Here is a 24,143-nt window from a genome sequence, read left to right as displayed (position 1 = left end):
GGTGTTCGACTCAGTGGTTCTGGCCGTGCCAGGGCACGAGCTTGCGTTGCAGCGCGCGCAATCCCATTTCCAGCGCGAAGGCGATCAGCGCGATGACCAGAATTCCCAGCACCACCACGTCGGTCACCAGAAACTGCGCGGCGGACTGGACCATGAAGCCGAGGCCACTGGTGGCGGCGATCAACTCTGCAGCCACCAGCGTCGACCACCCCACGCCGAGGCCGATGCGCACGCCGGTCAGGATGTCAGGCAGCGCGCTGGGCAGGATGACGTGACGAATGAGCTGCCAGCGGCTGGCGCCCAAGGACTGGGCCGCGCGCAGTTTTGCGCTGTCGACCGTGCGCACACCGGTGGCGGTGGCGATCGCGATCGGCGCGAAGATCGCCAGATAAATCAGCAAGACCTTGGAGAATTCGCCAATGCCGCACCAGATCACGATCAACGGCAGGTAGGCCAGCGGCGGCACCGGGCGATAGAACTCGATCAGCGGGTCGAAAATGCCTCGTGCGATTCGGTTATGACCAATGGCGATGCCGACCGGAATGGCCGTCAGCACGGCGAAGAACAGCGCCAGGCCGATGCGTTGCAAACTCGCCCCCAAGTGCTGCCAGAGCGTGGAGTCCATATAGCCCTTGGTCATCAACAACCAGGCTTTTTCCAGCACGGCAGACGGCGGCGGCAGAAACAGCGGTTCGACCCACTCAAGGGCTGTGACCAGCCACCAACTGCCCAGCAGGACAGCGAGGGTCAGCACGCTGATGGCACGCGTGCTCACATAGAGAGAAGAGGGCTGACGCGGCGCGGTTTGCACCGGCGCGCGAGTGAGCGCTGGCTCCGGCGATGGATAAAGACTCATGCCCGTTGCTCCCGGACGCTTTGACGCTGGGAAAATACCCGCGCCAACACGTGCTCGCGGGTTTCGATGAAGCGAGGGTCGGACTTGATGGCGCGGGCCGACTCACCTGCGCTGTAGCGCTGACCGAAGTCGAGCTTCAGGTGCTCGACGATGTGACCGGGATTGGGCGCAAGCAGAATCAGATCGGTCGACAGGAACACCGCTTCTTCAATGTCGTGGGTGATCAGGAAGACCGGCTTGGCGCTGCGTTGCCAGACTTGCAGCAGCAACTCTTGCATCTGCTCACGGGTGAAGGCGTCCAGCGCGCCGAAAGGCTCGTCCATCAGCAGCACGCGCGGATCGGCCGCCAAAGCGCGGGCGAGGCCCACACGTTGTTTCTGCCCGCCGGACAATTCCCAGATACGACGCTTCTCGAAGCCGGCGAGATCCACCAGCGCCAGCATGTCCCGCGCTTTGGCCTCACGTTTTTCACGGGGTACGCCTGCCAGCTCCAGCCCGAATGCCACGTTGGCCAGCACATCCTGCCAGGGCAGCAGAGCGTCATCCTGAAACACCACGCCGCGCTCGGCGCCGGGCCCGCTCACCGGCACGCCATCGAGGGTGATGCGGCCTGCGCTTGGTGCGACGAACCCGGCGATCAGATTGAGCAACGAAGTCTTGCCGCTACCGGATGGGCCCAGTGCAACCAACAGTTGCTGCGGACCGAGGGTCAGGGAAATATCCGACAGCACCGGCTCGGCAGCACCGGGATACTGTGCGCTGATGCGCTCCAGCTGTAACAACGCCATGGCATGGACTCCGCTGCTGATAGATATGCATGAACTGTTAATGGGTGACGGCGCTGTGAGGAATTTCTCGCATTCTTCGGTGCGTCGTTAAATTCATGTTGTAGGCGCGCCGCGGGATGTGTGACAGGCGAACAGGCCATTGGCTACGTGGCGATATCACACTCCTGTACGGGCTCCGGACGGATCACTGGGTGACGAACTTCGCGCTCACGTAGGGCGTGTAATCGGCCAGCACAGCGTCGACCTTGCCCTGTTCCTTGAGGAAGGCTGCGGTCTTGGTGATGGCGTCGGTGGTTGGCGCGCCCAGCTCGGTGACCTGATCAGCCGCCAGCGGGTAAACGTTCCCTTGCAGCAGACCGGGGATGTCCCCCGGTTTGGCGCCGGACAGTTTCACCAGCTTGTCGACGTTACTGGCATCGGCCAGCCAGGCCGCAGGGTCTTTACGGTACGCGGCGTAGGCGTCCAAAGTGGTTTTGGCGAAGGCTTTGACGACCTCGGGGTGTTTGTCGGCGAAGTCCTTGCGCACGATCCACGCATCGAAGGTGGGCGCGCCGACCTTGGCCAGCTCGCCCGACGTGATCAGCACTTTGCCTGTCTCCTTGGCGACGCCGAGTGCAGGGTCCCAGACGTAAGTGGCGTCGATGTCACCGCGCTTCCACGCCGCCGCGATGGCCGGTGGGGCAAGATTGAGGATGGTCACTTTCGCCGGGTCGATCTTCCAGTACTTCAGGGCGGCGAGCAGGCTGTAGTGGCCGGTGGAAACGAACGGCACGGCGATCTTCTTGCCGAGCAGATCCTGTGGGCCGTTGATGCCGGAGCCATTACGCGCAACCAGCGCCTCGGCAGCGCCGATCTGAGTGGCAATCAGGAACGTTTCCACCGGCACTTTGCGCGTCGCCGCCGCAGTGAGAGGGCTGGAGCCGAGATAGCCGATCTGGACATCGCCCGACGCGATCGCCGTGATCACGTCCGCGCCGTTATCGAATTTACGCCATGAAATCTTCGAGCCCGTCGCCTTTTCATAGGCGCCATCGGCCTGAGCGACCTTCGCCGGATCCACGGTGGTCTGGTAAGCAACGGTAAAGTCGGCGGCCTGGGCTAACAGTGCGGAGCCGGCGAGGGACAAGGCCGCCAGCACGCGTAGGGTGTTGAGCAATTTCATGGTGACGCTCCGTGGAAAGGCACACCGCCTTCGGATGCCGCAGAGCGTAAATGATCTAAGAAAACCGAAATAAATAACCTTTTGGAATTTGCTTAGCGTTAATTTCCATACGCCCGGCCTTGATAGCCTGGCGTCAACGAAACAAAAGCACTGATCTCATAGGCGGGTCATCGAATCGTCACAATTTGTAAATACGATCGCGACGCCCGTTCGAGGATGCCTTGGGAGGATGGAGATAGTCGTCTTGTGATGAGATTTGGACGGCCGAACCGAGCAAGCAGAGCATGAGCACGGTGAATTACGCGCTTCACTCATTTTTTTCCCGACATCAGTACAAAGTGACGAACAGCAGGGTGACAACTGCAATATTTGCGACTACCCCGCATAAAAGTTTATGAATTTCAGTGGGTTAGGCACGCAATGCTCACCCAGTTTCGCAGGGGGACCGTGACTTGGCGGTCAAGTTCCGGTTGTACGACGCCCCTAAACGTATCGATCTGACGAACGGCACTGAAATATGTTTTGGGAATTAGGGATTAGGGCCGATACACTCCGCAACGGACGGCTGAAACGGCTTGTGACATATAACTGCTTGGCATAAAAGCAGGTCTAACAAGTCTTTTTAGGTTTAAGGGCTTTACCTTACCTTGCAGCCAGCTGTAACGCGGTCTAGTCAATTAGTCTTGGGGCCATTGACTCGCCGAGTCAGGTCCGGCGCTAATCGCGCATCCTCGGTTTTGAGCCTTAGGCTCTGGCCCGGGAACTACAAAAATTAGATTCATGAGGAGCGATACACAATGAAGAAGTCCACCCTGGCCTTGGCCGTATACGCAGGTGTCTTGGCTACTCAGGCTGGTGCAGCTGGTTTCCTGGATGACAGCAAAGCGACACTCAGTTCCCGTACTTTGTATTTCGAACAAGATCCGCGTGAAAACCGTAACGCTAGCGGTACTCTCAAAGGTCAGGATCAGCGCCAGACCACCCAGGGCTTCCTGTTCAACTTCATTTCCGGCTACACCCCGGGTACTGTTGGCTTTGGTCTCGACGTTCAAGGCATGTACGGCATCAACTTGAGCGGTGGTATCGACAACCGCCTTCCAACTACCCCCAACACCGTGTCGCCAACCAGCTCTGACGGTTCGCCAGTTGCGGACTGGGCACGTGCCGGTGCGAACGCCAAGGTCAAGCTGTCGAAGACTGAGCTGAAAGTCGGTAACGCTTTGCAGCCTAACCTGCCTATCCTCGTAGCGAACGACGGACGTCTGCTGCCGCAGACCTTCCAGGGTGGCATCGTTACTTCCAAGGAACTCGACGGTCTGACGTTGACTGCCGGTAAGCTGACCCAGGCTGCCAGCCGTGCGTCCAGCAACTACGCTGATATGTCGCTGAACGGCGGTTACAAAGGTTCGAACAACTTCCAGTTCGCTGGCGGCGACTACAAAGTCACCAAAGACCTGACCGTTCAGTATTACTACGCGAACCTGGAAGACTACTATAAGCAGCACTTCCTGGGCCTGGTCCACATTCTGCCGATCGCGGAAGACCAGTCGTTCAAGACTGACCTGCGTTACTTCCACAGTACCTCCGATGGCGAGAACTCTAATCAGGCAGTCAACACCGGTTACCGTTTCACGAACGGTTACAGCAAAAAAGGCCAAGGCGAAGTTGATAACAATACCTGGACTGCAATGTTCACCTACACCCTGGGTGGCAACGCATTCCTGTTGGGTTACCAGTCTGTAAGTGATGATGGCGCCATGCCGGTCATGAACAACGGTAGCGTCACCCGCAACGGCTTGGCCAACGGTCGTAACGAAGGTGAAGGCGGTAACAGCGTTTACCTGTTCACCGACAGCATGATCACCAACTTCACGCGTACCGGCGAACAGACCAAGTTCGGTCAGTATTCTTACGACTTCGCACGCCTGGGCGTTCCGGGTCTGAAAGCCGCCATTGCTTACCTGTATGGCGACCAGATCCGTTTGCAAGACGCGCGTCTTGGTCGTGGTTCGGAGTGGGAACGTGACATGCGTATCGACTACGTGTTCCAGGAAGGCCTCATGAAAGGCTTTGGTGTGACCCTGCGTCGCGCCAACCTGCGTTCTGATTCCGATCTGTACGCTAGCCAGCAAGACACCGACCAGACTCGTCTGGTCCTCAACTACACCTACGCCTTTAAATAAGCGTGATGTGTTGAACAGAGCCCCGCTTCGGCGGGGCTTTTTTATGCCTGAAACAACGCCCGACAGCACCAATCGATCCTTTTGTTTTCAGATGCCGGGATGCACAGTGATTCATAACTCATCCTCCAAGGAGCACGACTGAATGGGCCTTAAACTCGGCGACATCGCACCCGACTTCGAACAGGACTCCAGCGAAGGACCTATCAGGTTTCACGAGTGGCTGGACGGCAAATGGGCGGTATTGTTTTCGCACCCCGCCGACTTCACGCCCGTCTGCACCACTGAGCTTGGCTTCACCGCAAAACTCAAAGAGGAATTCGACAAGCGCAACGTCAAGGCAATTGCCCTGTCCGTGGACTCGGCCGAATCCCACACACAGTGGATCGGCGACATCAACTCCACGCAGAACACCCTCGTGAACTTTCCGATTCTGGCGGACGAAGATCGTAAGGTCTCAGAGCTCTACGACCTTATTCACCCCAATGCCAGCGAAACCCTGACGGTGCGTTCGCTGTTCGTGATCGACCCGAACAAGAAGATCCGCCTGACCATCACCTACCCAGCCAGCACCGGACGCAACTTCCACGAGATCCTGCGGGTGATCGATTCGCTGCAGCTGACCGACAACTATAAAGTCGCCACGCCGGCTAACTGGAAGGACGGCGAAGACGTCGTCATCGTGCCTTCAATCAAAGACGAAGCGGAGATCAAGGAGCGCTTCCCCAAGGGCTATACAGCCGTTACCCCTTACCTGCGTCTTACGCCACAGCCGAATCGCTGATACACCCCCGTTTCAACCATGACATTCGGGCCGATTTATCGGCCCTTTTTTTTGCAGGCTTCAGTGATCTTCGATTCGCATTCTGTTGGAGCCGGCTTGCTGGCGAAATCCGATTCATCAGTGATGGGCACGGTGACTGATACGCCGCGTTCGCCAGCAAGCCGGCTCCTACAGATCGATGTAAATCAGTGAAGCTCAGGGTAGGCGAGCTAATGTATTCGCGGGCAAGCGCGCTCCTACAAGATGAAGTTGTGTAATCACGGCAGTTTTTATATTCCTTTTGGTGCTAACCAAATGAATAAATATGATTTTAGAGAATAACTATCCCCTGTTAAGGTCTCTCCGTCCTGGCGAGATCGCCGGCCATGAATCCCTTCCCGCCTTACTGGTCCGCCATCGGACGAGCAGGTGCCACCTGTTAGCTACACAGCAAAGGAGCGTGCCATGGGCACCGTTATTTTGCGTCGAGGCCTGGTCGCTCTGTTTGCTGCGGCAGTTTCCTTCGGCGTCTTTACTCAGGCCCAGGCCGACACCTTGCGCATCGGTTACCAGAAATACGGCACGCTGGTGTTGCTCAAGGCCAAAGGGTCGCTTGAGAAAAAACTCGCCGACCAAGGCGTGCAGGTCCAGTGGACCGAGTTTCCAGGTGGCCCGCAGTTGCTTGAAGGCCTGAACGTCGGCTCGATCGACTTCGGCGTGACTGGCGAAACGCCCCCTGTGTTTGCCCAGGCCGCTGGCGCTGATCTGCTGTATGTCGCCTCCGAACCGCCGGCGCCCACCAGCGAAGCGATTCTGGTGCCCAAGGATTCGCTGATCACTTCGGTCAAAGACCTCAAAGGCAAGAAAGTCGTCCTCAACAAAGGCTCGAACGTGCATTACCTGCTGGTGCGCGCGCTGGAAGAGGCCGGCCTGAAATACACCGACATTCAAACGGTATTCCTGCCGCCCGCCGATGCGCGTGCGGCCTTCGAGCGTGGCAGCGTCGATGCCTGGGTGATCTGGGATCCGTACCAGGCCGCCGCCGAACAGCAATTGCAGGCACGAACCCTGCGCGACGGCAAAGGCATTGTCGACAACAACCAGTTCTATCTCGCGACCAAGCCCTATGCGCAGCAGCATCCCAAGGTCATTCAGACCCTGGTTGAAGAAGTGCGCGCCGTCGGCGAATGGTCCAGGGCCAACCCGGAAGAGGTCACCAAACAAGTCGCGCCGCTGCTCGGCCTGCCGGAAGACATCACTCGCACGTCGGTGAAACGTCAGGGCTATGGCGCCTCGTTCATCACGCCTGAAACCGTCGCCGCGCAACAGAAAATCGCCGACACCTTCTACCAGCTCAAGCTGATCCCTAAACCGTTGCGCATCGCTGATGTGATCTGGACGCCACCCGCTGCTGTCGCGAAAGCGCAGTAAGCCCGGCAATTGGAAGGAGACAACTCCATGAGCGTGGAACGAATCACCCACAGACTGGCGCCCTGGTTGCTACCGGTCTTGTTGTTGGCGATATGGCAACTGGCAGTCAGCGCGGGGTGGCTGTCGACCCGCATTCTTCCGGCGCCGAGCGCCGTGATCGAGGCTGGCGTGACGCTGGTGCGCAGCGGCGAAATCTGGACCCATCTGGCGATCAGTGGCTGGCGTGCCGGGATCGGCTTTGCCATCGGCGGCGGAATCGGTCTGGCCCTCGGCTTCATCACCGGCCTGTCGAAATGGGGCGAACGCCTGCTCGACAGCTCTGTGCAGATGATCCGCAACGTGCCCCACCTGGCGCTGATTCCCTTGGTCATCCTGTGGTTCGGCATTGACGAGACCGCGAAGATTTTTCTGGTCGCGCTGGGCACGCTGTTCCCGATTTACCTGAACACCTACCACGGCATTCGCAACATCGACCCGGCGCTGGTGGAAATGTCCCGCAGCTACGGTTTGAGCGGCTTCGGACTGTTCCGCCACGTGATTCTGCCGGGCGCGATGCCTTCGATTCTGGTCGGCGTGCGGTTCGCGTTGGGCTTCATGTGGCTGACCCTGATCGTCGCGGAGACCATCTCGGCCAGTTCGGGGATCGGCTATCTGGCGATGAACGCCCGGGAGTTTCTGCAGACCGACGTCGTGGTACTGGCGATCGTGTTGTATGCCGTTCTCGGCAAACTGGCAGACCTCGCGGCGCGTGGTCTGGAACGGGTCTGTCTGCGTTGGCACCCGGCGTATCAAGTGGCTAAAGGTGGCGCGCAATGAGCAATCTCCAACAACCGGCAAACCTGTTGCGCGGGATTCCCTTGCAGGTCCGCAAGCTGAAGAAGACCTTCGGCTCGCGGGAAGTACTAAAAGACATTGATCTGCACATCCCGGCCGGCCAGTTCGTGGCCGTCGTGGGCCGAAGCGGGTGCGGCAAGAGCACTTTGCTGCGCCTTCTGGCAGGCCTTGATCAGCCGTCGAGTGGGCAGCTGCTGGCCGGTAATGGCTCATTGGCGGATGCGCGGGAAGACACGCGGTTGATGTTCCAGGAAGCGCGCTTGCTGCCCTGGAAAAAGATCATCGACAACGTCGGCCTTGGCCTCAGCGGCGACTGGCGTGGCAAAGCGCTGGAAGCGCTGGAGGCAGTGGGTCTGGCCGAGCGCGCCAATGAATGGCCGGCAGCGTTATCAGGTGGGCAAAAGCAACGGGTGGCGCTGGCGCGCGCGCTGATTCACCAGCCGCGTCTGTTGCTGCTCGACGAGCCTCTCGGTGCGCTGGATGCCTTGACCCGAATCGAGATGCAGCAGCTGATCGAGAACCTGTGGAAGAAGCATGGCTTCACCGTATTGCTGGTGACCCACGACGTCAGCGAAGCGGTCGCCATTGCCGACCGGGTGTTGCTGATCGAAGAAGGCCGCATCGGTCTTGATTTGCAGGTGGATCTGGCCCGTCCGCGGGCGCGCGGCTCCTACCGACTGGCCGCGCTGGAAACCGAAGTGCTCAACCGGGTGTTGTCGTTGCCAGGCACCCCGCCCGAACCCGAACCGACTTCACCGCTGCCCACGCAACTGCGTTGGGCCAACTAACTCCAGAGGCAATCTTGCCCCCGGAACTGATCTCACAAAGGAAGCCTTACCATGACTATCAAAGCCATCAACGTACGTAACCAGTTCAAAGGCACCATCAAGGAAATCGTTTTCGGCGACGTATTGTCCGAAATCGACGTGCAGACCGCGTCAGGTGTGGTCACGTCCGTCATCACCACCCGCTCGGTGAAAGAGCTGGAACTGGTGGTCGGCAGCGAAGTGATCGCGTTCGTGAAATCCACCGAGGTGTCGATCGCCAAGTTGTGATCGATGCTGTATCGCAAGCGACGTGCCTACGAGTAGGAGCGCGCTTGCCCGCGAATGTGGAGTGTCAGTCACGGATTGTTTAACTGACCCCCCGCAATCGCGGGCAAGCGCGCTCCTACAGTGGATATCCGCAACGCACGCAATCGTCGACGCACACAAAATCCGCAGGATCTAGGTTAGCCGCAGCATTCCTGAACGACACAAAACCCTTGTAGGAGCGCGCTTGCCCGCGGATGGGCGTGTCAGTCAATGGATATTTAACTGACCCACCGCATTCGCCGGCAAGCGTGGTTCGGCGGTGGGTCTCGGCCACGCACGCAATCGTCGACGCACACAACATCCGCAGGATTTAGGTTAGCCGCAGCATTCCTGAGCGACCTAAAACCCTTGTAGGAGCGCGCTATCCCGCGAATGGGCGTGTCAGTCAATGGATATTTAACTGGCCCACCGCATTCGCCGGCAAGCGTGGTTCGGCGGTGGGTCTCGGCCACGCACGCAATCGTCGACGCACACAACATCCGTAGGATTTAGGTTAGCCGCAGCATTCCTGAACGACACAAAACCCCTGTAGGAGCGCGCTTGCCCGCGAATGGGCGTGTCAGTCAATGGATATTTAACTGACCCCCCGCAATCGCCGGCAAGCGTGGTTCGGCGGTGGGTCTCGGCCACGCACGCAATCGTCGACGCACACAAAATCCGCAGGATCTAGGTTAGCCGCAGCATTCCTGAACGACACAAAACCCTTGTAGGAGCGCGCTTGCCCGCGAATGGGCGTGTCAGTCAATGGATATTTAACTGGCCCACCGCATTCGCCGGCAAGCGCGGTTCGGCGGCGGTTCTCGGCCACGCACGCAATCGTCGGCGCAGACAAAATTCGTAGGATCCGGTGAATCCACAACGTCTGCGTCGTCTAGCAGGGCTTATAGATGTTGTGGCCGCTTCGGCAAATACGGCGGCAGGTACAAACCCAGATACGCATCAAACACCCGCAGTCCTTCCTCGGCCATGCGCGGGGTAATCGCGTTGTGCAGTTGCACCGAGCGCGCATACACCCGGTCGGCGAGTTCCAGCGCCAGGGCAAACACCTCAACGTCATCGGGTAGCGTCGGCAGTTGAAAGTGCCGGGCGAACAACTCATGCATGAGGTTGCCCAGTTCAATGTCGTGCTGACGATCCGCCTGAGTGACTTCGGTCAGACCGTGCTGGGCGAGGATCAACTGCCGCGCGGCAGCGTCATCGCTGTAGATCGCGAGCATGCGCGATTCCACCACGTGGGACAGATCACGCCACTGGTTCAACTGATCATGATCGATGGGCTGCTGCAGGCTTTCGCGAAACGCCTCGTGGACATCGGCCGTGAGCGCTTCGAGCAGCGCGGGAACGCTGGCGAAGAAGTGATACACGGAAGAGGGCGGTATTTCGGCCCGCTCGGCAACGCTGTAAATCGACAGGCTCACCACGCCGTCCGAGGCCAGCAGTGCACGTGCGGCATCGAGGATCGAGTCGATCCGCGCCTGACTGCGTGCACGAGGTTTGCGGGGTGGGGCAAGGCGGGTCATCAGTGCTCTCTCGGTCGGGGCCGCGGGCATTCTACAGTGGCAGCCGGGAGATTGCCTTCCCGGCTGAAGCCGGTCCCACAGGGTGTCCGCGCAGCTCATGAATGAAAAACGCCACCGATTCTCTCGAAAAGGTGGCGTTTTCCTAACTCGTGCAGCCATCAAACCGTGTGCAGATACCAGTTGTATTCAAGGTCGGAGATGGAGTGCTCGAACTCCTCCAGCTCACTTTCCTTGCACGCAACGAAGATATCGATGTACTTCGGATCGATGTACTTGGCCATGACTTCGCTGTCGTCCAGCTCGCGCAGCGCATCACGCAAGTTGTTCGGCAGGCTCTGCTCGTTCTGCTCGTAGGAGTTGCCTTCCACGGGCGGACCGGGCTCGATCTGGTTGGTCAGGCCGTGGTGAATGCCTGCAAGCACCGATGCCATCAGCAGATACGGGTTGGCATCCGCGCCGGCAACCCGGTGTTCGATACGTACCGAATCGGCCGTCCCGGTAGGCACGCGCACGGCCACGGTCCGGTTATCCAGCCCCCAGCACGGCGAGTTTGGAACGTAGAACTGAGCACCAAACCTGCGGTACGAATTGACGTTCGGGCAAAGGAACGCCATCTGCGCGGGTAGGGTCTCGAGCACACCGCCGATCGCATGACGCAATGCGGCGTTCTGCTCGGGATCCTCGCTGGTGAAAATGTTTTTGTCATCGCGATCGAGGATCGAAATGTGCACGTGCAGACCGTTACCCGCCTGGCCTGGATAAGGCTTGGCCATGAAGGTGGTGTCCATCTCATGGTCGTAGGCGATGTTCTTGATCAGGCGCTTGAGCAGCACCGCGTAATCACAGGCTTTCAGCGCGTCTGCGGTGTGGTGCAGGTTGACTTCGAACTGCGCCGGGGCACTTTCCTTGACGATCGCGTCAGCAGGGATGCCTTGTTCTTTCGCGCCTTCGAGAATGTCCTGGAGGCAGTCGACGTACTCGTCCAGATCGTCGATCAGGTAAACCTGTGTCGAGTGCGGACGTTTGCCGGAGATCGGCGAGCGCGGCGGCTGTGGACGGCCGTTCACGTTTTCCTGATCGATCAGGTAGAACTCAAGCTCGAATGCAGCGCAGATGGTCAGGCCCATCTCGTCGAACTTGCTGACAACCTGGCGCAGCACTTCGCGCGGATCCGCGAAGAAGGGCGTGCCTTCCAGCTCGTGCATGGTCATCAGGAGTTGTGCGGTAGGACGCTTCTGCCAGGGCTCATTGCAGAGAGTGTCGGGAATTGGATAGCAGATTCGGTCAGCGTCACCGATGTCCAGACCCAGACCGGTGCTTTCCACCGTCGAGCCGTTGATATCCAGTGCGAATAGGGAAGCTGGGAGGTTGATGCCTTTTTCGTAAACCTTATGAAGGCTGGTGCGTTCGATGCGCTTGCCGCGCACCACTCCATTCATATCTGCAATCAGAAGGTCAACGTATAGAACCTCAGGATGTTCCTTAAGGAACGCGTTCGCTTCGTTGAGCTGAACGGCACGCGGGGGTACCGACATGATGCAACACCTTTGTTGTTGAAAATATCAATCATCGAGCATTACGGGTTTCAGTCAATCCGAAAGGCCAGACGAAGTCAAGGGAGCCCTGATTTGCCCTAAAAGGGCGCCGGAACGCCACTTTCGCCGCACTTTAGGGCAGATTTTTTGCGCTAAGCGTCATGGAAACTGCGGGCTTGAGCAGAGCGTTTTTTATTTTTTACGGGCGTGTTGTGGAAAAAAATGAACAACGCTAAGCTCGATTGCAACCCATAACAGCAATAATACCGGGGGTCTCATGTTTCGCCTTCCGCTGATCGGCCTCGCTGCCTGCACTCAGCCATTCGGGCACCTGCTTCTCACATCACGCGCTTTCAGTGTAGCGGCCCAGCCAGCGCGCCGGGCACAGCGCACGCTTCTGCCCGGCACCTCGACACCTTACTCTTTATCCGCGCAGCGGTTCCAGCGGGCGCGTCTTTTGCTTCGGCTGACGTACCCGGCCCAGGTTTTCTGCGGCATCCACCGCCGCGCGTTTTGCACAGGCACGACTATCTTTGAGTCTTCCAGGTAATTGGCGATTGTAGGACCGGCTTCAGCCGGGAAGGGGCCGGTACATTAGACGATGCCTGCTGAAAACGAGCAGGACCGTAACGCCAGCGCTTCAAAGAACGCCTGACCGCCATGACGGCGACCAGGAATTAAAACCCTGAGGTATTTATGAGTACCAACCTCGACCAGCTCACCGATTGGTTGAAAGAACACAGGATTACCGAAGTCGAATGCATGATCGCCGACCTCACCGGTATCACACGGGGCAAGATTTCACCGACCAACAAGTTCATTGCTGAAAAGGGCATGCGCTTGCCGGAAAGCGTACTGCTCCAGACCGTAACGGGCGATTACGTCGAAGACGACATCTACTACGAATTGCTGGACCCTGCAGACATCGACATGTTCTGCCGTCCTGACCAGAGCGCGGTGTTTCTGGTGCCCTGGGCCATCGAGCCGACTGCGCAGGTGATTCACGACACCTACGACAAGCAAGGCAACCCCATCGAGCTGTCCCCGCGCAACGTCCTCAAGAAAGTCCTCAAGCTCTATGCCGATCAAGGCTGGCAGCCGATCGTGGCGCCGGAGATGGAGTTCTATCTGACCAAGCGCAGTGACGACCCCGACTACCCGCTGCAGCCACCGGTGGGTCGCTCGGGTCGTCCGGAAACCGGTCGTCAGTCGTTCTCCATCGAAGCCGCCAACGAATTCGACCCCCTGTTCGAAGACGTCTACGACTGGTGCGAACTGCAGAACCTCGACCTGGACACGCTGATTCACGAAGACGGCACCGCGCAGATGGAGATCAACTTCCGTCACGGCGACGCGCTGTCTCTGGCGGACCAGATTCTGGTGTTCAAGCGCACCATGCGCGAAGCCGCCCTCAAGCACGATGTGGCCGCGACCTTCATGGCCAAGCCCATGACCGGCGAGCCCGGCAGCGCCATGCACCTGCACCAGAGCATCATCGACATCGAGACCGGCAAGAACATCTTCTCCAATGAAGACGGCACGATGAGTCAGCTGTTCCTGCAACACATCGGCGGTCTGCAAAAGCTGATCCCCGAGCTGTTGCCGCTGTTCGCGCCCAACGTCAACTCGTTCCGCCGCTTCCTGCCGGACACCTCAGCGCCGGTGAACGTGGAGTGGGGCGAAGAAAACCGCACCGTTGGCCTGCGCGTGCCGGATGCCGGCCCGCAGAACCGTCGCGTGGAAAACCGTCTGCCCGGTGCCGATGCCAACCCGTATCTGGCCATCGCCGCCAGCCTGTTGTGCGGTTTCATCGGCATGGTCGAGGGCCTGAACCCCAGCGCCCCCGTGGTTGGCCGTGGTTACGAACGCCGCAACCTCCGCCTGCCATTGACCATTGAGGACGCGCTGGAGCGCATGGAAAACAGCAAGACGGTCGAGAAGTACCTCGGCAAGAAATTCATCACCGGCTACGTCGCGGTCAAGCGCGCCGAGCACGAAAACTTCAAGCGTGTGATCAGTTCGTGGGAGCGGGAATTCCTGCTCTTTGCCGTCTGACGTCACGGGGCGTCGCCAGATCCGAGCCAGATTCGAGTGGATCGCGAGCGGATCGACGGCGCCCCACACGCGATACCACAATGGAGTGATTCATGAGTTCCAACAACCCGCAAACCCGCGAATGGCAAGCCCTCAGCAGTGATCATCACCTGGCGCCGTTCAGCGACTTCAAACAGCTGAAAGAGAAAGGCCCGCGCATCATCACCCACGCCAAGGGCGTTTACCTCTGGGACAGCGAAGGCAACAAGATCCTCGACGGCATGGCCGGGCTCTGGTGTGTCGCCATCGGTTACGGTCGCGAAGAACTGGCCGACGCGGCCAGCAAACAGATGCGCGAACTGCCGTATTACAACCTGTTCTTCCAGACGGCTCACCCGCCGGCACTGCAACTGGCAAAGGCCATTTCCGACATCGCCCCCGAGGGCATGAACCACGTGTTCTTCACCGGTTCGGGCTCCGAAGGCAACGACACGGTGCTGCGGCTCGTGCGTCACTACTGGGCGATCAAGGGCCAGCCAAGCAAGAAGGTCATCATCAGCCGCGTCAACGGTTACCACGGTTCGACCGTCGCCGGCGCGAGCCTGGGCGGCATGACCTATATGCACGAGCAGGGCGATTTGCCGATTCCGGGCATCGTGCACATCCCGCAGCCTTACTGGTTTGGTGAAGGCGGCGACATGACGCCTGACGAGTTCGGCGTCTGGGCGGCCGAACAGCTGGAGAAGAAGATTCTCGAACTGGGGGTGGACAACGTCGGCGCGTTCATCGCCGAGCCGATTCAGGGCGCCGGCGGTGTCATCGTTCCGCCCGACACCTACTGGCCGAAGATCAAAGAGATCCTCGCCAAATACGACATCCTCTTTGTGGCCGATGAAGTCATCTGTGGCTTTGGTCGCACCGGCGAATGGTTCGGCAGCGACTTCTACGACCTCAAGCCTGACCTCATGACCATTGCCAAAGGCCTGACCTCGGGCTACATCCCCATGGGTGGCGTCATCGTGCGCGACGAAGTGGTCAAGGTGTTGAACGAGGGCGGCGACTTCAACCACGGCTTCACCTACTCCGGTCACCCGGTGGCGGCAGCGGTGGGTCTGGAGAACATTCGCATTCTGAGTGAAGAAAAGATCGTCGAACGGGTGAAGGCCGAAACGGCACCCTATTTGCAAAAGCGTCTGCGCGAACTGAGCGATCACCCGCTGGTGGGTGAAGTGCGGGGCGTCGGCATGCTGGGCGCCATCGAACTGGTGAAAGACAAGACCACTCGCGAGCGTTATGTCGGCAAAGGCGCAGGCATGATTTGCCGCACTTTTTGCTTCAACAATGGCCTGATCATGCGGGCCGTGGGCGACACCATGATCATCTCGCCGCCGCTGGTGATTACTTTCGCCGAAATCGACGAGCTGATTGAAAAGGCGCGCAAGTGCCTGGACCTGACGTTTGAGTCATTGCAGGGCTGAATTTTTACCGGGAAATTGCCAGACTGTCCGCCGTCTAGACGCCGCTTACATAAAAACACTGGAGCCGTACGAATGAAGAAATTTGGCAAAACCCTCCTGGCCTTGTCCCTCATGGGCGCAGTGGCCTCCGCTGCACACGCCGATGACAAAGTCCTGCACGTCTATAACTGGTCCGATTACATCGCACCGAACACCATCGCCGACTTCGAGAAAGAGTCGGGCATCAAAGTGGTGTACGACGTGTTCGACAGCAACGAGACCCTGGAAGCCAAGCTGCTGGCCGGTAAATCGGGTTACGACATCGTCGTACCGTCGAACAACTTCCTGGCCAAGCAGATCAAGGCCGGCGTCTACCAAGAGCTGGACAAGTCCAAGCTGCCAAATTACAAAAACCTTGACCCTGCGCTGTTGAAAGCGGTGTCGATCAGCGACCCGGACAACAAGCACGCATTCCCGTACATGTGGGGCTCGATCGGCATCGGCTACAACGCCGAGAAGGTTAAAGCCGCCTTGGGCGCTGATGCACCGGTCAACTCGTGGGACCTGCTGTTCAAACCAGAGAACGCCGCCAAGCTGAAAGGCTGCGGTATCAGCTTCCTGGACTCACCAACCGAAATGCTGCCAGTGGCGCTGCATTACCTGGGCCTGCCGACCGACAGCCAGAAGAAAGAAGACCTTCAGAAGGCCGAGGATCTGTTCAAGAAAATTCGTCCTTCGATCACCTACTTCCACTCGTCCAAGTACATCTCGGACCTGGCCAACGGCAACATCTGCGTAGCGGTGGGTTACTCGGGTGACGTCTACCAGGCCAAGGCGCGCGCTGAAGAAGCGGGCGGCAAGGTCAAAGTCAGCTACAACATTCCGAAAGAAGGTGCAGGCAGCTTCTACGACATGGTCGCCATCCCGAAAGATGCCGAAAACGTCGAAGGCGCCTACAAGTTCATGAACTTCATCCTGCAACCGAAGGTGATGGCTGAAATCACCAACTCCGTTCACTTCCCGAACGGCAACAAGGCGGCAACCGAGTTCGTCGACAAGGACATCACATCTGACCCTGGCGTTTATCCGCCGGCGGACGTTCTGGCCAAGTTGTACGCGATCGCCGACTTGCCTGCGGCGACTCAACGCCTGATGACCCGCAGCTGGACCAACATCAAATCGGGTAAATAAGCCTGATCGGGTGCGTCGTCCCGTACGACGCATCCTGCAGGAGCGCACTTGCCCGCGATTACGGTGTATGGGCCGACATCAGTGTCGTATGTGGCCAAGTCATCGCGGGCAAGCGCGCTCCTACCGTTCACGCTTCGAGATGGCATTCACAAAAAGTTTTTTTGCGAGAAGGGTTTATCGAAGGTAAGTTGCGCGCCGGATGGGTCACAGGCAGTCGTTACTGTCATCGGTACGGGCAACAGGCCCACCTACTAAAAAAGGACTGCACACGTGTCTATTTCTTTATTTTCAAAAGGCTTGCTGCTCGGCGCAGGGCTCACGCTCGCTGCCGGTGCCTACGCGGACTCCACCGTTCGCATTTATAACTGGTCCGATTACATCGGCACCACGACGCTGGAGGACTTCACGTCCACCACCGGGATCAAGACCAAGTACGACGTCTTCGACTCCAACGAAACCCTGGAAGGCAAGCTGCTGGCCGGCCACACCGGGTATGACGTGGTCGTGCCGTCCAACCATTTCCTGGGCAAGCAGATCAAGGCCGGGGCGTTCCAAAAGCTCGACAAGTCGCAGCTGCCCAACTACTCCAATCTCGACCCTGAACTGCTCAAGCGCCTGGAAAAGAACGACCCTGGCAACCAGTACGCCGTGCCGTATCTGTGGGGCACCAACGGCATCGGCTACAACGTCGACAAGATCAAAGAAGTCCTGGGCGTCGACACCATCGATTCGTGGGCCACGCTGTTCGAGCCCGAGAACATCAAGAAGCTGCAGAAGTGCGGCGTCGCGTTCCTGGATTCCGCTGACGAGATGCTGCCCGCAGTCCTCAACTACATGGGCAAAAACCCGAACAGCACCGACGAGAAAGACTACAAGGCGGCCGAAGCCAAGCTGCTCAAGGTCCGCCCGTATGTGACCTATTTCAATTCGTCCAAGTACATCACTGACCTGGCCAACGGCGACATCTGTATCGCTGCCGGCTTCTCCGGTGACGTCTTCCAGGCCAAGGCCCGTGCCGCAGAAGCCGGCAAGGGCGTCAAGATTGCTTACTCGATCCCGAAAGAGGGCGGCAACCTGTGGTTCGACATGCTCGCCATCCCTTCGGATGCGCCGGACGTGAAGGCCGCCCACGCGTTCATCAATTACATCCTCAAGCCCGACGTGATCGCCAAGGTCAGTGACCAGGTGGGCTACGCCAACCCGAACCCGGCTTCGGGCGAGTTGATGGATCAGGACATTCGCAACGATGAGGCGGTTTATCCTTCGAAGGAGATACAGGAGCGCCTGTACGTTAACTCCGAGCTGCCGCCCAAGATCCAGCGCGTCATGACGCGCAGCTGGACGAAGATCAAAACCGGTAAATAAAGACCTTGGCGCCCGGCCGCATTGGCCGGGCGCAAAAACAGTTGGGAGTTTCACCCATGGCAGTTGCCTCCGGCGCCTACAAGAAATCCCTTGAGGGTGGTCAGCAACCGAAACAGGTGCTGGTCAAAATCGATCGGGTCACGAAGAAGTTCGATGAGACGATTGCTGTGGACGACGTGTCTCTGCAGATCAACAAGGGTGAAATCTTCGCCCTGCTGGGCGGCTCCGGCTCGGGGAAATCCACCCTGCTGCGCATGCTCGCCGGCTTCGAACGCCCGACCGAAGGGCGCATTTACCTCGACGGCGTCGACATCACCGACATGCCGCCGTACGAACGTCCTATCAACATGATGTTCCAGTCCTACGCGCTGTTTCCGCACATGACCGTGGCGGACAACATCGCCTTCGGCCTCAAGCAGGACAAGCTGCCCAAGGCCGAAGTCGAGGCCCGCGTGGCCGAGATGCTCAAGCTGGTGCAGATGACCCAGTACGCCAAGCGCAAGCCCCATCAGTTGTCCGGCGGCCAGCGTCAGCGTGTGGCCCTGGCGCGTTCGCTGGCGAAGAAGCCGAAGCTGCTATTGCTCGACGAACCCATGGGCGCACTGGATAAAAAACTGCGTTCGCAGATGCAACTGGAGCTGGTGGAAATCATCGAGCGCGTCGGCGTGACCTGCGTGATGGTGACCCACGACCAGGAAGAGGCCATGACCATGGCCGAGCGCATTGCGATCATGCACCTGGGCTGGATCGCACAGATCGGCAGCCCGATCGATATCTACGAAACGCCCACCAGCCGCCTGGTGTGCGAGTTCATCGGCAACGTTAACCTGTTCGACGGTGACGTCATTGAGGACATGGAAGGCCACGCGCTGATCAGCAGTCCTGAGCTCGAACGCAAGATCTACGTCGGTCACGGCGTCACCACGTCGGTGGAAGACAAGCGCATCACCTACGCGCTGCGTCCCGAAAAACTGCTGGTGACCACCGAACAGCCGTCGTTCGAACACAACTGGTCTCGCGGCAAGGTTCACGACATCGCCTATCTAGGCGGTCACTCGGTGTTCTACGTGAAGCTGCCGTCGGGCAAGCTGGTGCAATCGTTTGTCGCCAACGCCGAACGTCAGGGCACGCGACCGACCTGGGACGACGAAGTCTTCGTCTGGTGGGAAGACGACAGCGGCGTGGTATTGCGCTCATGAAAATCCGAAAGATAAAACGGGCTTTCAATCGAATAAAACCCACCGGACGCCAGGCCGTTATCGGCGTGCCGTTCCTGTGGCTGTTTCTGTTTTTCGCGCTGCCGTTTCTGATCGTCATCAAGATCAGTTTCGCTGAAGCGGACGTGGCGATTCCGCCGTACACCGAGATCTTCACCTTCGTCGAGCAGAAGCTCGACATCGTGCTCAACTTCGCCAACTACGCGCTGCTGACCAGTGACGATCTGTACATCTCGGCGTATCTCGGCTCGTTGAAGATGGCGTTCATCAGCACCGTGCTGTGCCTGTTGATTGGCTATCCGATGGCTTACGGCATCTCCATCGCCCGCAAAGAAATGCAGACGGTGCTGTTGCTGCTGATCATGATGCCGACCTGGACCGCGATCCTGATCCGCGTCTACGCGTGGATGGGCATCCTCAGCAACAACGGCCTGCTCAACGCTTTCCTCATGTGGCTGGGCGTGATCAGCGAGCCGTTGCAGATCCTCAACACCAACCTCGCGGTTTACATCGGCGTGGTCTATTCGTATCTGCCGTTCATGATCCTGCCGCTGTACGCGAATCTGGTGAAGCACGACCAGAGTTTGCTGGAAGCCGCATCGGACCTGGGTTCGAGCACCTTCAACAGCTTCTGGAAAATCACCGTGCCGCTGTCCAAGAACGGCATTATCGCCGGCTGCATGCTGGTGTTCATTCCGGTGGTGGGCGAGTTCGTCATCCCGGAACTGCTGGGCGGCCCCGAGACGCTGATGATCGGTAAAGTGCTCTGGCAGGAATTCTTCAACAACCGCGACTGGCCGGTAGCGTCGTCGCTGGCGGTGGTGATGCTGTTGATCCTCATCGTGCCGATCATTCTGTTCAACCGCAGTCAGGCTAAAGAGCTGGAGGGCAAGGCATGAGAGGCTTCCGATTCTCGAACCTGATGTTGGTACTGGGCCTGATCTTCATCTACGCGCCCATGGTCATTCTGGTGATCTACTCGTTCAACGCCTCCAAGCTGGTGACGGTCTGGGGCGGCTGGTCGGTGAAGTGGTACGTCGGCCTGCTCGACAACACCCAGCTGATGAGTGCGGTTATGCGCTCGTTGGAAATCGCCCTCTACACATCGATCGCTGCAGTGGCGCTGGGTACGATGGCGGCCTTCGTGCTGACGCGCATCACCCGCTTCAAGGGCAAGACGTTCTTTGGCGGCCTGGTCACCGCGCCACTGGTGATGCCTGAAGTGATCACCGGTCTGTCGCTGTTACTGCTGTTCGTGGCGATGGCGCAGTTGCTCGGCTGGCCCGAGGAGCGCGGCATCGTCACCATCTGGATCGCTCACACGACGTTCTGTGCGGCCTATGTGGCGGTGGTGGTGTCGGCCCGTCTGCGCGAGCTGGACATGTCCATCGAAGAGGCGGCAATGGACCTGGGTGCGCGGCCGTGGAAGGTGTTCTTTTTGATCACCATCCCGATGATCGCGCCATCGCTGGCGGCGGGGGCGATGATGTCCTTTGCGCTGTCGCTGGACGACCTGGTGCTGGCGAGTTTCGTCTCCGGCCCGGGCTCGACGACCCTGCCCATGGAAGTGTTCTCGGCGGTGCGCCTGGGCGTGAAGCCTGAGATCAACGCGATTGCCAGCTTGATTCTGTTGGCGGTCTCGATTGCGACCTTCCTGGTGTGGTTCTTCAGCCGCCGCACGGAAAACAACCGCAAACGCGCGATCCAGCAAGCCATCGAAGAAGCCGCGGCCGACGGCTGGAAACAGCCGGACCTGCGCCGTGCAAAGGTGGCGGAGTCGGTTTGAATCCGGCTTGATTGACAGGACCGGCTTCAGCCGGGAAGAGGCCAGTGCGTGCGCTATAGATCTGCGGTGTAACGCCAGACGCCTTCCCGGCTAAAGCCGGTCCCACAGTCGAGTTCACTCTCACTGGACGGATGCATTCCTCTGTAGGAGCCGGCTTGCTGGCGAACGCGGTTGATCATTAAACGCTGCGTTGTCTGGTCCAATGCATTCGCCAGCCAGCCGGCTCCTACGGGCCTGATACCGACCGTTGATCGTTCCCACGCTCTGCGTGGGAATGCATCTCCTGACGCTCCGCGTCACAGCGATTGACGCGGAGCGTCCCGGGCGGCATCCCCACGCGGAGCGTGGGAACGATCATCAATAGGATCTGCCGGTGTTATCGCCCCGGCACCAGCTTCAACACTTCCTTGCTGTTCCCCACCACATCCCCTTCGCTGAACCGCTCTGGCACGTACTCGCCGTTGATGTAGCGCTGCGCCTGGTCGGCGTAGTGCTTGTCGAACAGCACGCCGCTCTGGCCCACCGGGTTGATCCCCAGTGCGTGGGCCGGGTCGGCGAAGTCGATGAGGCGGCGTGTCGATGGCCCGTAAGTGACCGGCCATGGCGCGGGGCCTATGCCCGCGGACAGGTTGTTCGGCACCTCATGGGTACCGGGCGCCGCAAAAGGCCCGACATTGAACAGCATGTTCAGCGGCGGCTGTTTGCCCAGCGGATGTTCGTGGGTCAGCGTGTGCGCCTTGCCCCATCTCCACTCATCAGGGTTCTGCCCGTACAGCGACGTCAGATGCGAGACCGCAGCATGCCAGGCGACCTTCACCGTGTTGTCGCGGCTTTCGGGCTCCCGAGAATGGCGATTGTTCCACCACGGCGAATCGGCGTCAGCGGCCAGTCGTGGCAGCGCCAGGTCAATGAGGCGGGTCGACAGCAGCGTGGTGAACAGCCCGTCGCTCAGCTCGTCATGGAAAACCTCATCGGTCAGGTTGAACAGGAACTGATTGAACAGCGTCGCCCCCACCGAATCCACTGAGTAGTCACCGTTCCACGCCGCCATGCGCTCCAGCAAGTCGTGCTCCTCCGGCTCACTGACCACGCGCCGCAGCACCGGAATCAAAGGCGTGAGAATCTGCGCGGCGTAATCCGTCCGGGTCCCGAGCTGCAGCGCTTTGCTGTTCTCCAGATTCCATTTCACCTTGGCATCGCTCAACTGACGATCCAGTTGGCGACCGCGCTCGGGAAGATTGTAGTAGCCCGGAATCTCCATCCCCGTCGGCGACACCGGCTGGAAGTTCGCCGAGACGATATAACCCCGCGCCGGGTTTTCTTCCTGCGGGTTAGCGCTGAAAGGGTAGAAGCCGTTCTTGTCGCCCTGCTCGGAGCTGCCGTCGAGAATAAACGTCGGATTCACCCCCGCAGGCCGCATGGGCAACTGCGCCGCAGCCCACCAGCCGATATCGCCCTTGGCGTTGGCGTAAATGATGTTCAGGCCCGGCGACTGGATCTTCTCGGCGGCGCTGCGCATCTTGTCCAGGGTATCGGCGCGGTTGGCTTCGTAAAAGCCCTGCAGGATCGGGTTGTCCGACTCAAGGAACGACCACCACATCGCAATCCGCGTACCGCTCGGCTGTTGAGCCGCGTTACCACCCAGCGCGTCATTGACGATCGGACCGTGGGGTGACTGCCGCAGGGTAAGCGTGACGGGAGATTCACCCCTGACCTCGATCTGCTCAGTGCGGGAGGTCATGTCCACCCAGGCGCCGTGGTACCAGACTTGATCGGGATTATCGGGGTTGGTCTTCTCCGCGATCAGGTCCAGATCATCGTTCTGGAACATGGTCAGGCTCCAGCCGAAATCCAGATTGTGGCCGAGCAGAGCGAAGGGGTTGAGCGCCTGAAAATGCCCGTACAGCTCGAAACCCGGGGCGGTGAGCTGCGCTTCGTACCAGACCGCCGGTACCGAAAAACGAATGTGCGGATCACCCGCCAGCAGCGGTTTGCCACTTTGGGTGCGGCTGCCGGACACCGCCCAGGCATTGCTGCCCTCGAACTGCGGCAGGCCGGCTTTCTCCAGCGCCTGCTGGCTGAGCAGTGCCAGGTCATTGAGGCCTTTCCAGTCGTTGCTCGTCAATGCAGGGGACTGGCCAAGGCCCCCTTGCGGCTGCCAGCCCATGTCGAAGATTTTCAGGTATTCCGGGCCCAGTTGATCCCGCACATAGGTCATCAATGGCTCAGTGCGAAACGCCGCAGCGAAGCTGTACGCCAGATAACCACCGACGCTGAGGGTGTCTTGCGCGGTGAACGGCCGCTCGCGAATGCCCAGCCCGTCGAACTCGATGGGTTTGGGATGGGTCGCCTGATATTGATTGATGCCGTCCAGATACGCTTGAAGCGCCTTCCACGCCGGCGTGTCTTTATCCTGGCGCGCGACGTAGGCATCGGCGTGCTCGCGGATACGCAGGCTGCGGAACAGCTTGTCAGTGTTGACCAGCTTGGGGCCGAGAACTTCAGCCAGCTCCCCACGCGCCAGCCTGCGCAGGATTTCCATCTGGAACAGGCGGTCCTGGGCGTGAACGTAGCCCAGTGCGCGGTACAGATCGTCCTGGTTATCGGCACGTATATGCGGCACGCCGCGCTCGTCGTAAGCCACGGTGACCGGGGCCTGCAGCCCGGCGAGGCTCATTTCGCCATCGCGGACCGGCTGCTTGCCGTGGATGTACCAGGCACCCGCGCCCCCGATGAGCACCAACAGTGCGATGACGACGTAAAGGCTGCGTTTCATCCAGGGGCTCAAATGAGAATCGGAAAGTTTTGCAGGCTACAGATTTGTCTCGCGACTGGGTAGACGGCCGCTCATGGATTTAGGCGGCGTACCTTGCCACGCCGCAGCGGACAGATGACACTTCCGTGCGGCCGCTTCCTACACACCCCTCATC

18 protein-coding genes and 2 pseudogenes are annotated in these 24,143 nt (G+C 59.3%); 14 read left to right on the top strand and 6 right to left on the bottom strand.

All coding sequences use genetic code 11. The features are described 5' to 3' along the window. Positions 1–10: 10 nt before the first annotated feature. From tauC to tauA, 3 genes and pseudogenes are all read right to left on the bottom strand, one after another. A pseudogene (gene tauC / locus EC919_RS10110) lies at positions 11–781 on the bottom strand (taurine ABC transporter permease TauC); the annotation flags it as partial. A gap of 71 nt (positions 782–852) precedes the next feature. Beyond that, complete coding sequence (gene tauB / locus EC919_RS10105) at positions 853–1,644, bottom strand: taurine ABC transporter ATP-binding subunit (RefSeq protein ID WP_133773564.1); 792 nt, start codon at positions 1,642–1,644, stop codon at positions 853–855. 184 nt (positions 1,645–1,828) lie between these two features. After that, positions 1,829–2,806, bottom strand: a complete 978-nt coding sequence (tauA, locus tag EC919_RS10100; RefSeq protein WP_133773562.1) for a taurine ABC transporter substrate-binding protein — start codon at positions 2,804–2,806, stop codon at positions 1,829–1,831. 797 nt (positions 2,807–3,603) lie between these two features. Here tauA and EC919_RS10095 point away from each other — a divergent pair. The 6 genes from EC919_RS10095 (at position 3,604) to EC919_RS10070 (ending at position 9,069) form a co-directional block, all read left to right on the top strand. Further along, entirely contained in the window at positions 3,604–4,989 is a 1,386-nt protein-coding gene (locus tag EC919_RS10095; RefSeq protein WP_133773560.1) for an OprD family porin, read from the top strand. Positions 4,990–5,131: 142 nt separating this feature from the next. Next, a complete protein-coding gene (locus EC919_RS10090; protein WP_133773558.1) occupies positions 5,132–5,770 on the top strand; it encodes a peroxiredoxin in 639 nt (212 codons plus the stop codon). Between the two features lie 444 nt (positions 5,771–6,214). Next, entirely contained in the window at positions 6,215–7,180 is a 966-nt protein-coding gene (locus EC919_RS10085; RefSeq protein ID WP_133773556.1) for a sulfonate ABC transporter substrate-binding protein, read from the top strand. A gap of 27 nt (positions 7,181–7,207) precedes the next feature. Continuing rightward, positions 7,208–7,996 (top strand): aliphatic sulfonate ABC transporter permease SsuC, encoded by a 789-nt coding sequence (gene ssuC, locus EC919_RS10080; RefSeq protein WP_122533999.1) that lies wholly within the window; start codon positions 7,208–7,210, stop codon positions 7,994–7,996. Next, positions 7,993–8,802 (top strand): aliphatic sulfonates ABC transporter ATP-binding protein, encoded by an 810-nt coding sequence (gene ssuB / locus EC919_RS10075; protein ID WP_133773554.1) that lies wholly within the window; start codon positions 7,993–7,995, stop codon positions 8,800–8,802. Before ssuC ends, ssuB begins: the two co-directional genes overlap by 4 nt. A 51-nt stretch (positions 8,803–8,853) precedes the next feature. After that, the gene (locus tag EC919_RS10070; protein ID WP_133773552.1) at positions 8,854–9,069 is read left to right on the top strand and encodes a TOBE domain-containing protein; all 216 of its coding nucleotides are present in this window, start codon (positions 8,854–8,856) and stop codon (positions 9,067–9,069) included. 920 nt (positions 9,070–9,989) lie between these two features. Here EC919_RS10070 and EC919_RS10065 read toward each other — a convergent pair. Both EC919_RS10065 and EC919_RS10060 read right to left on the bottom strand, forming a co-directional pair. Next, on the bottom strand, positions 9,990–10,628 hold the full coding sequence (locus EC919_RS10065) for a TetR/AcrR family transcriptional regulator (RefSeq protein WP_133773550.1): 639 nt from the start codon (positions 10,626–10,628) through the stop codon (positions 9,990–9,992). 158 nt (positions 10,629–10,786) lie between these two features. Beyond that, positions 10,787–12,163, bottom strand: coding sequence for a glutamine synthetase family protein (locus EC919_RS10060; protein WP_133773548.1), 1,377 nt, complete (start codon positions 12,161–12,163; stop codon positions 10,787–10,789). A gap of 336 nt (positions 12,164–12,499) precedes the next feature. Between EC919_RS10060 and EC919_RS27815 the strand changes: the two are divergent. The 8 genes and pseudogenes from EC919_RS27815 to EC919_RS10020 form a co-directional block, all read left to right on the top strand. Next, positions 12,500–12,613 (top strand): annotated as a pseudogene (locus tag EC919_RS27815) (gamma-glutamyl-gamma-aminobutyrate hydrolase family protein); the annotation flags it as partial. A gap of 246 nt (positions 12,614–12,859) precedes the next feature. Then, entirely contained in the window at positions 12,860–14,218 is a 1,359-nt protein-coding gene (locus EC919_RS10050; protein WP_037016227.1) for a glutamine synthetase family protein, read from the top strand. 92 nt (positions 14,219–14,310) lie between these two features. After that, entirely contained in the window at positions 14,311–15,675 is a 1,365-nt protein-coding gene (locus tag EC919_RS10045) for an aspartate aminotransferase family protein (RefSeq protein ID WP_133773546.1), read from the top strand. 72 nt (positions 15,676–15,747) lie between these two features. After that, complete coding sequence (locus EC919_RS10040) at positions 15,748–16,845, top strand: polyamine ABC transporter substrate-binding protein (RefSeq protein ID WP_133773544.1); 1,098 nt, start codon at positions 15,748–15,750, stop codon at positions 16,843–16,845. A gap of 270 nt (positions 16,846–17,115) precedes the next feature. Next, a complete protein-coding gene (locus tag EC919_RS10035; protein WP_133773542.1) occupies positions 17,116–18,210 on the top strand; it encodes a polyamine ABC transporter substrate-binding protein in 1,095 nt (364 codons plus the stop codon). 56 nt (positions 18,211–18,266) lie between these two features. Next, the gene (gene potA, locus EC919_RS10030) at positions 18,267–19,409 is read left to right on the top strand and encodes a polyamine ABC transporter ATP-binding protein (protein WP_133773540.1); all 1,143 of its coding nucleotides are present in this window, start codon (positions 18,267–18,269) and stop codon (positions 19,407–19,409) included. Beyond that, the gene (locus EC919_RS10025) at positions 19,406–20,326 is read left to right on the top strand and encodes an ABC transporter permease subunit (RefSeq protein ID WP_133773538.1); all 921 of its coding nucleotides are present in this window, start codon (positions 19,406–19,408) and stop codon (positions 20,324–20,326) included. Before potA ends, EC919_RS10025 begins: the two co-directional genes overlap by 4 nt. Further along, a complete protein-coding gene (locus EC919_RS10020; RefSeq protein ID WP_133773536.1) occupies positions 20,323–21,213 on the top strand; it encodes an ABC transporter permease subunit in 891 nt (296 codons plus the stop codon). Before EC919_RS10025 ends, EC919_RS10020 begins: the two co-directional genes overlap by 4 nt. A 376-nt stretch (positions 21,214–21,589) precedes the next feature. On the opposite strand, the gene EC919_RS10015 is transcribed toward EC919_RS10020, so the two are convergent. Next, positions 21,590–23,989 (bottom strand): penicillin acylase family protein, encoded by a 2,400-nt coding sequence (locus EC919_RS10015; RefSeq protein ID WP_133773534.1) that lies wholly within the window; start codon positions 23,987–23,989, stop codon positions 21,590–21,592. Positions 23,990–24,143: the final 154 nt, after the last annotated feature.

The sequence above is a fragment of the Pseudomonas graminis genome, assembly GCF_004364335.1.
GTDB classification, from domain to species: Bacteria; Pseudomonadota; Gammaproteobacteria; order Pseudomonadales; family Pseudomonadaceae; genus Aquipseudomonas; species Aquipseudomonas graminis_D.
The sequence above is the reverse complement of the archived record's forward strand: the minus strand, read 5'-3'. Positions and strand labels throughout refer to the sequence as shown.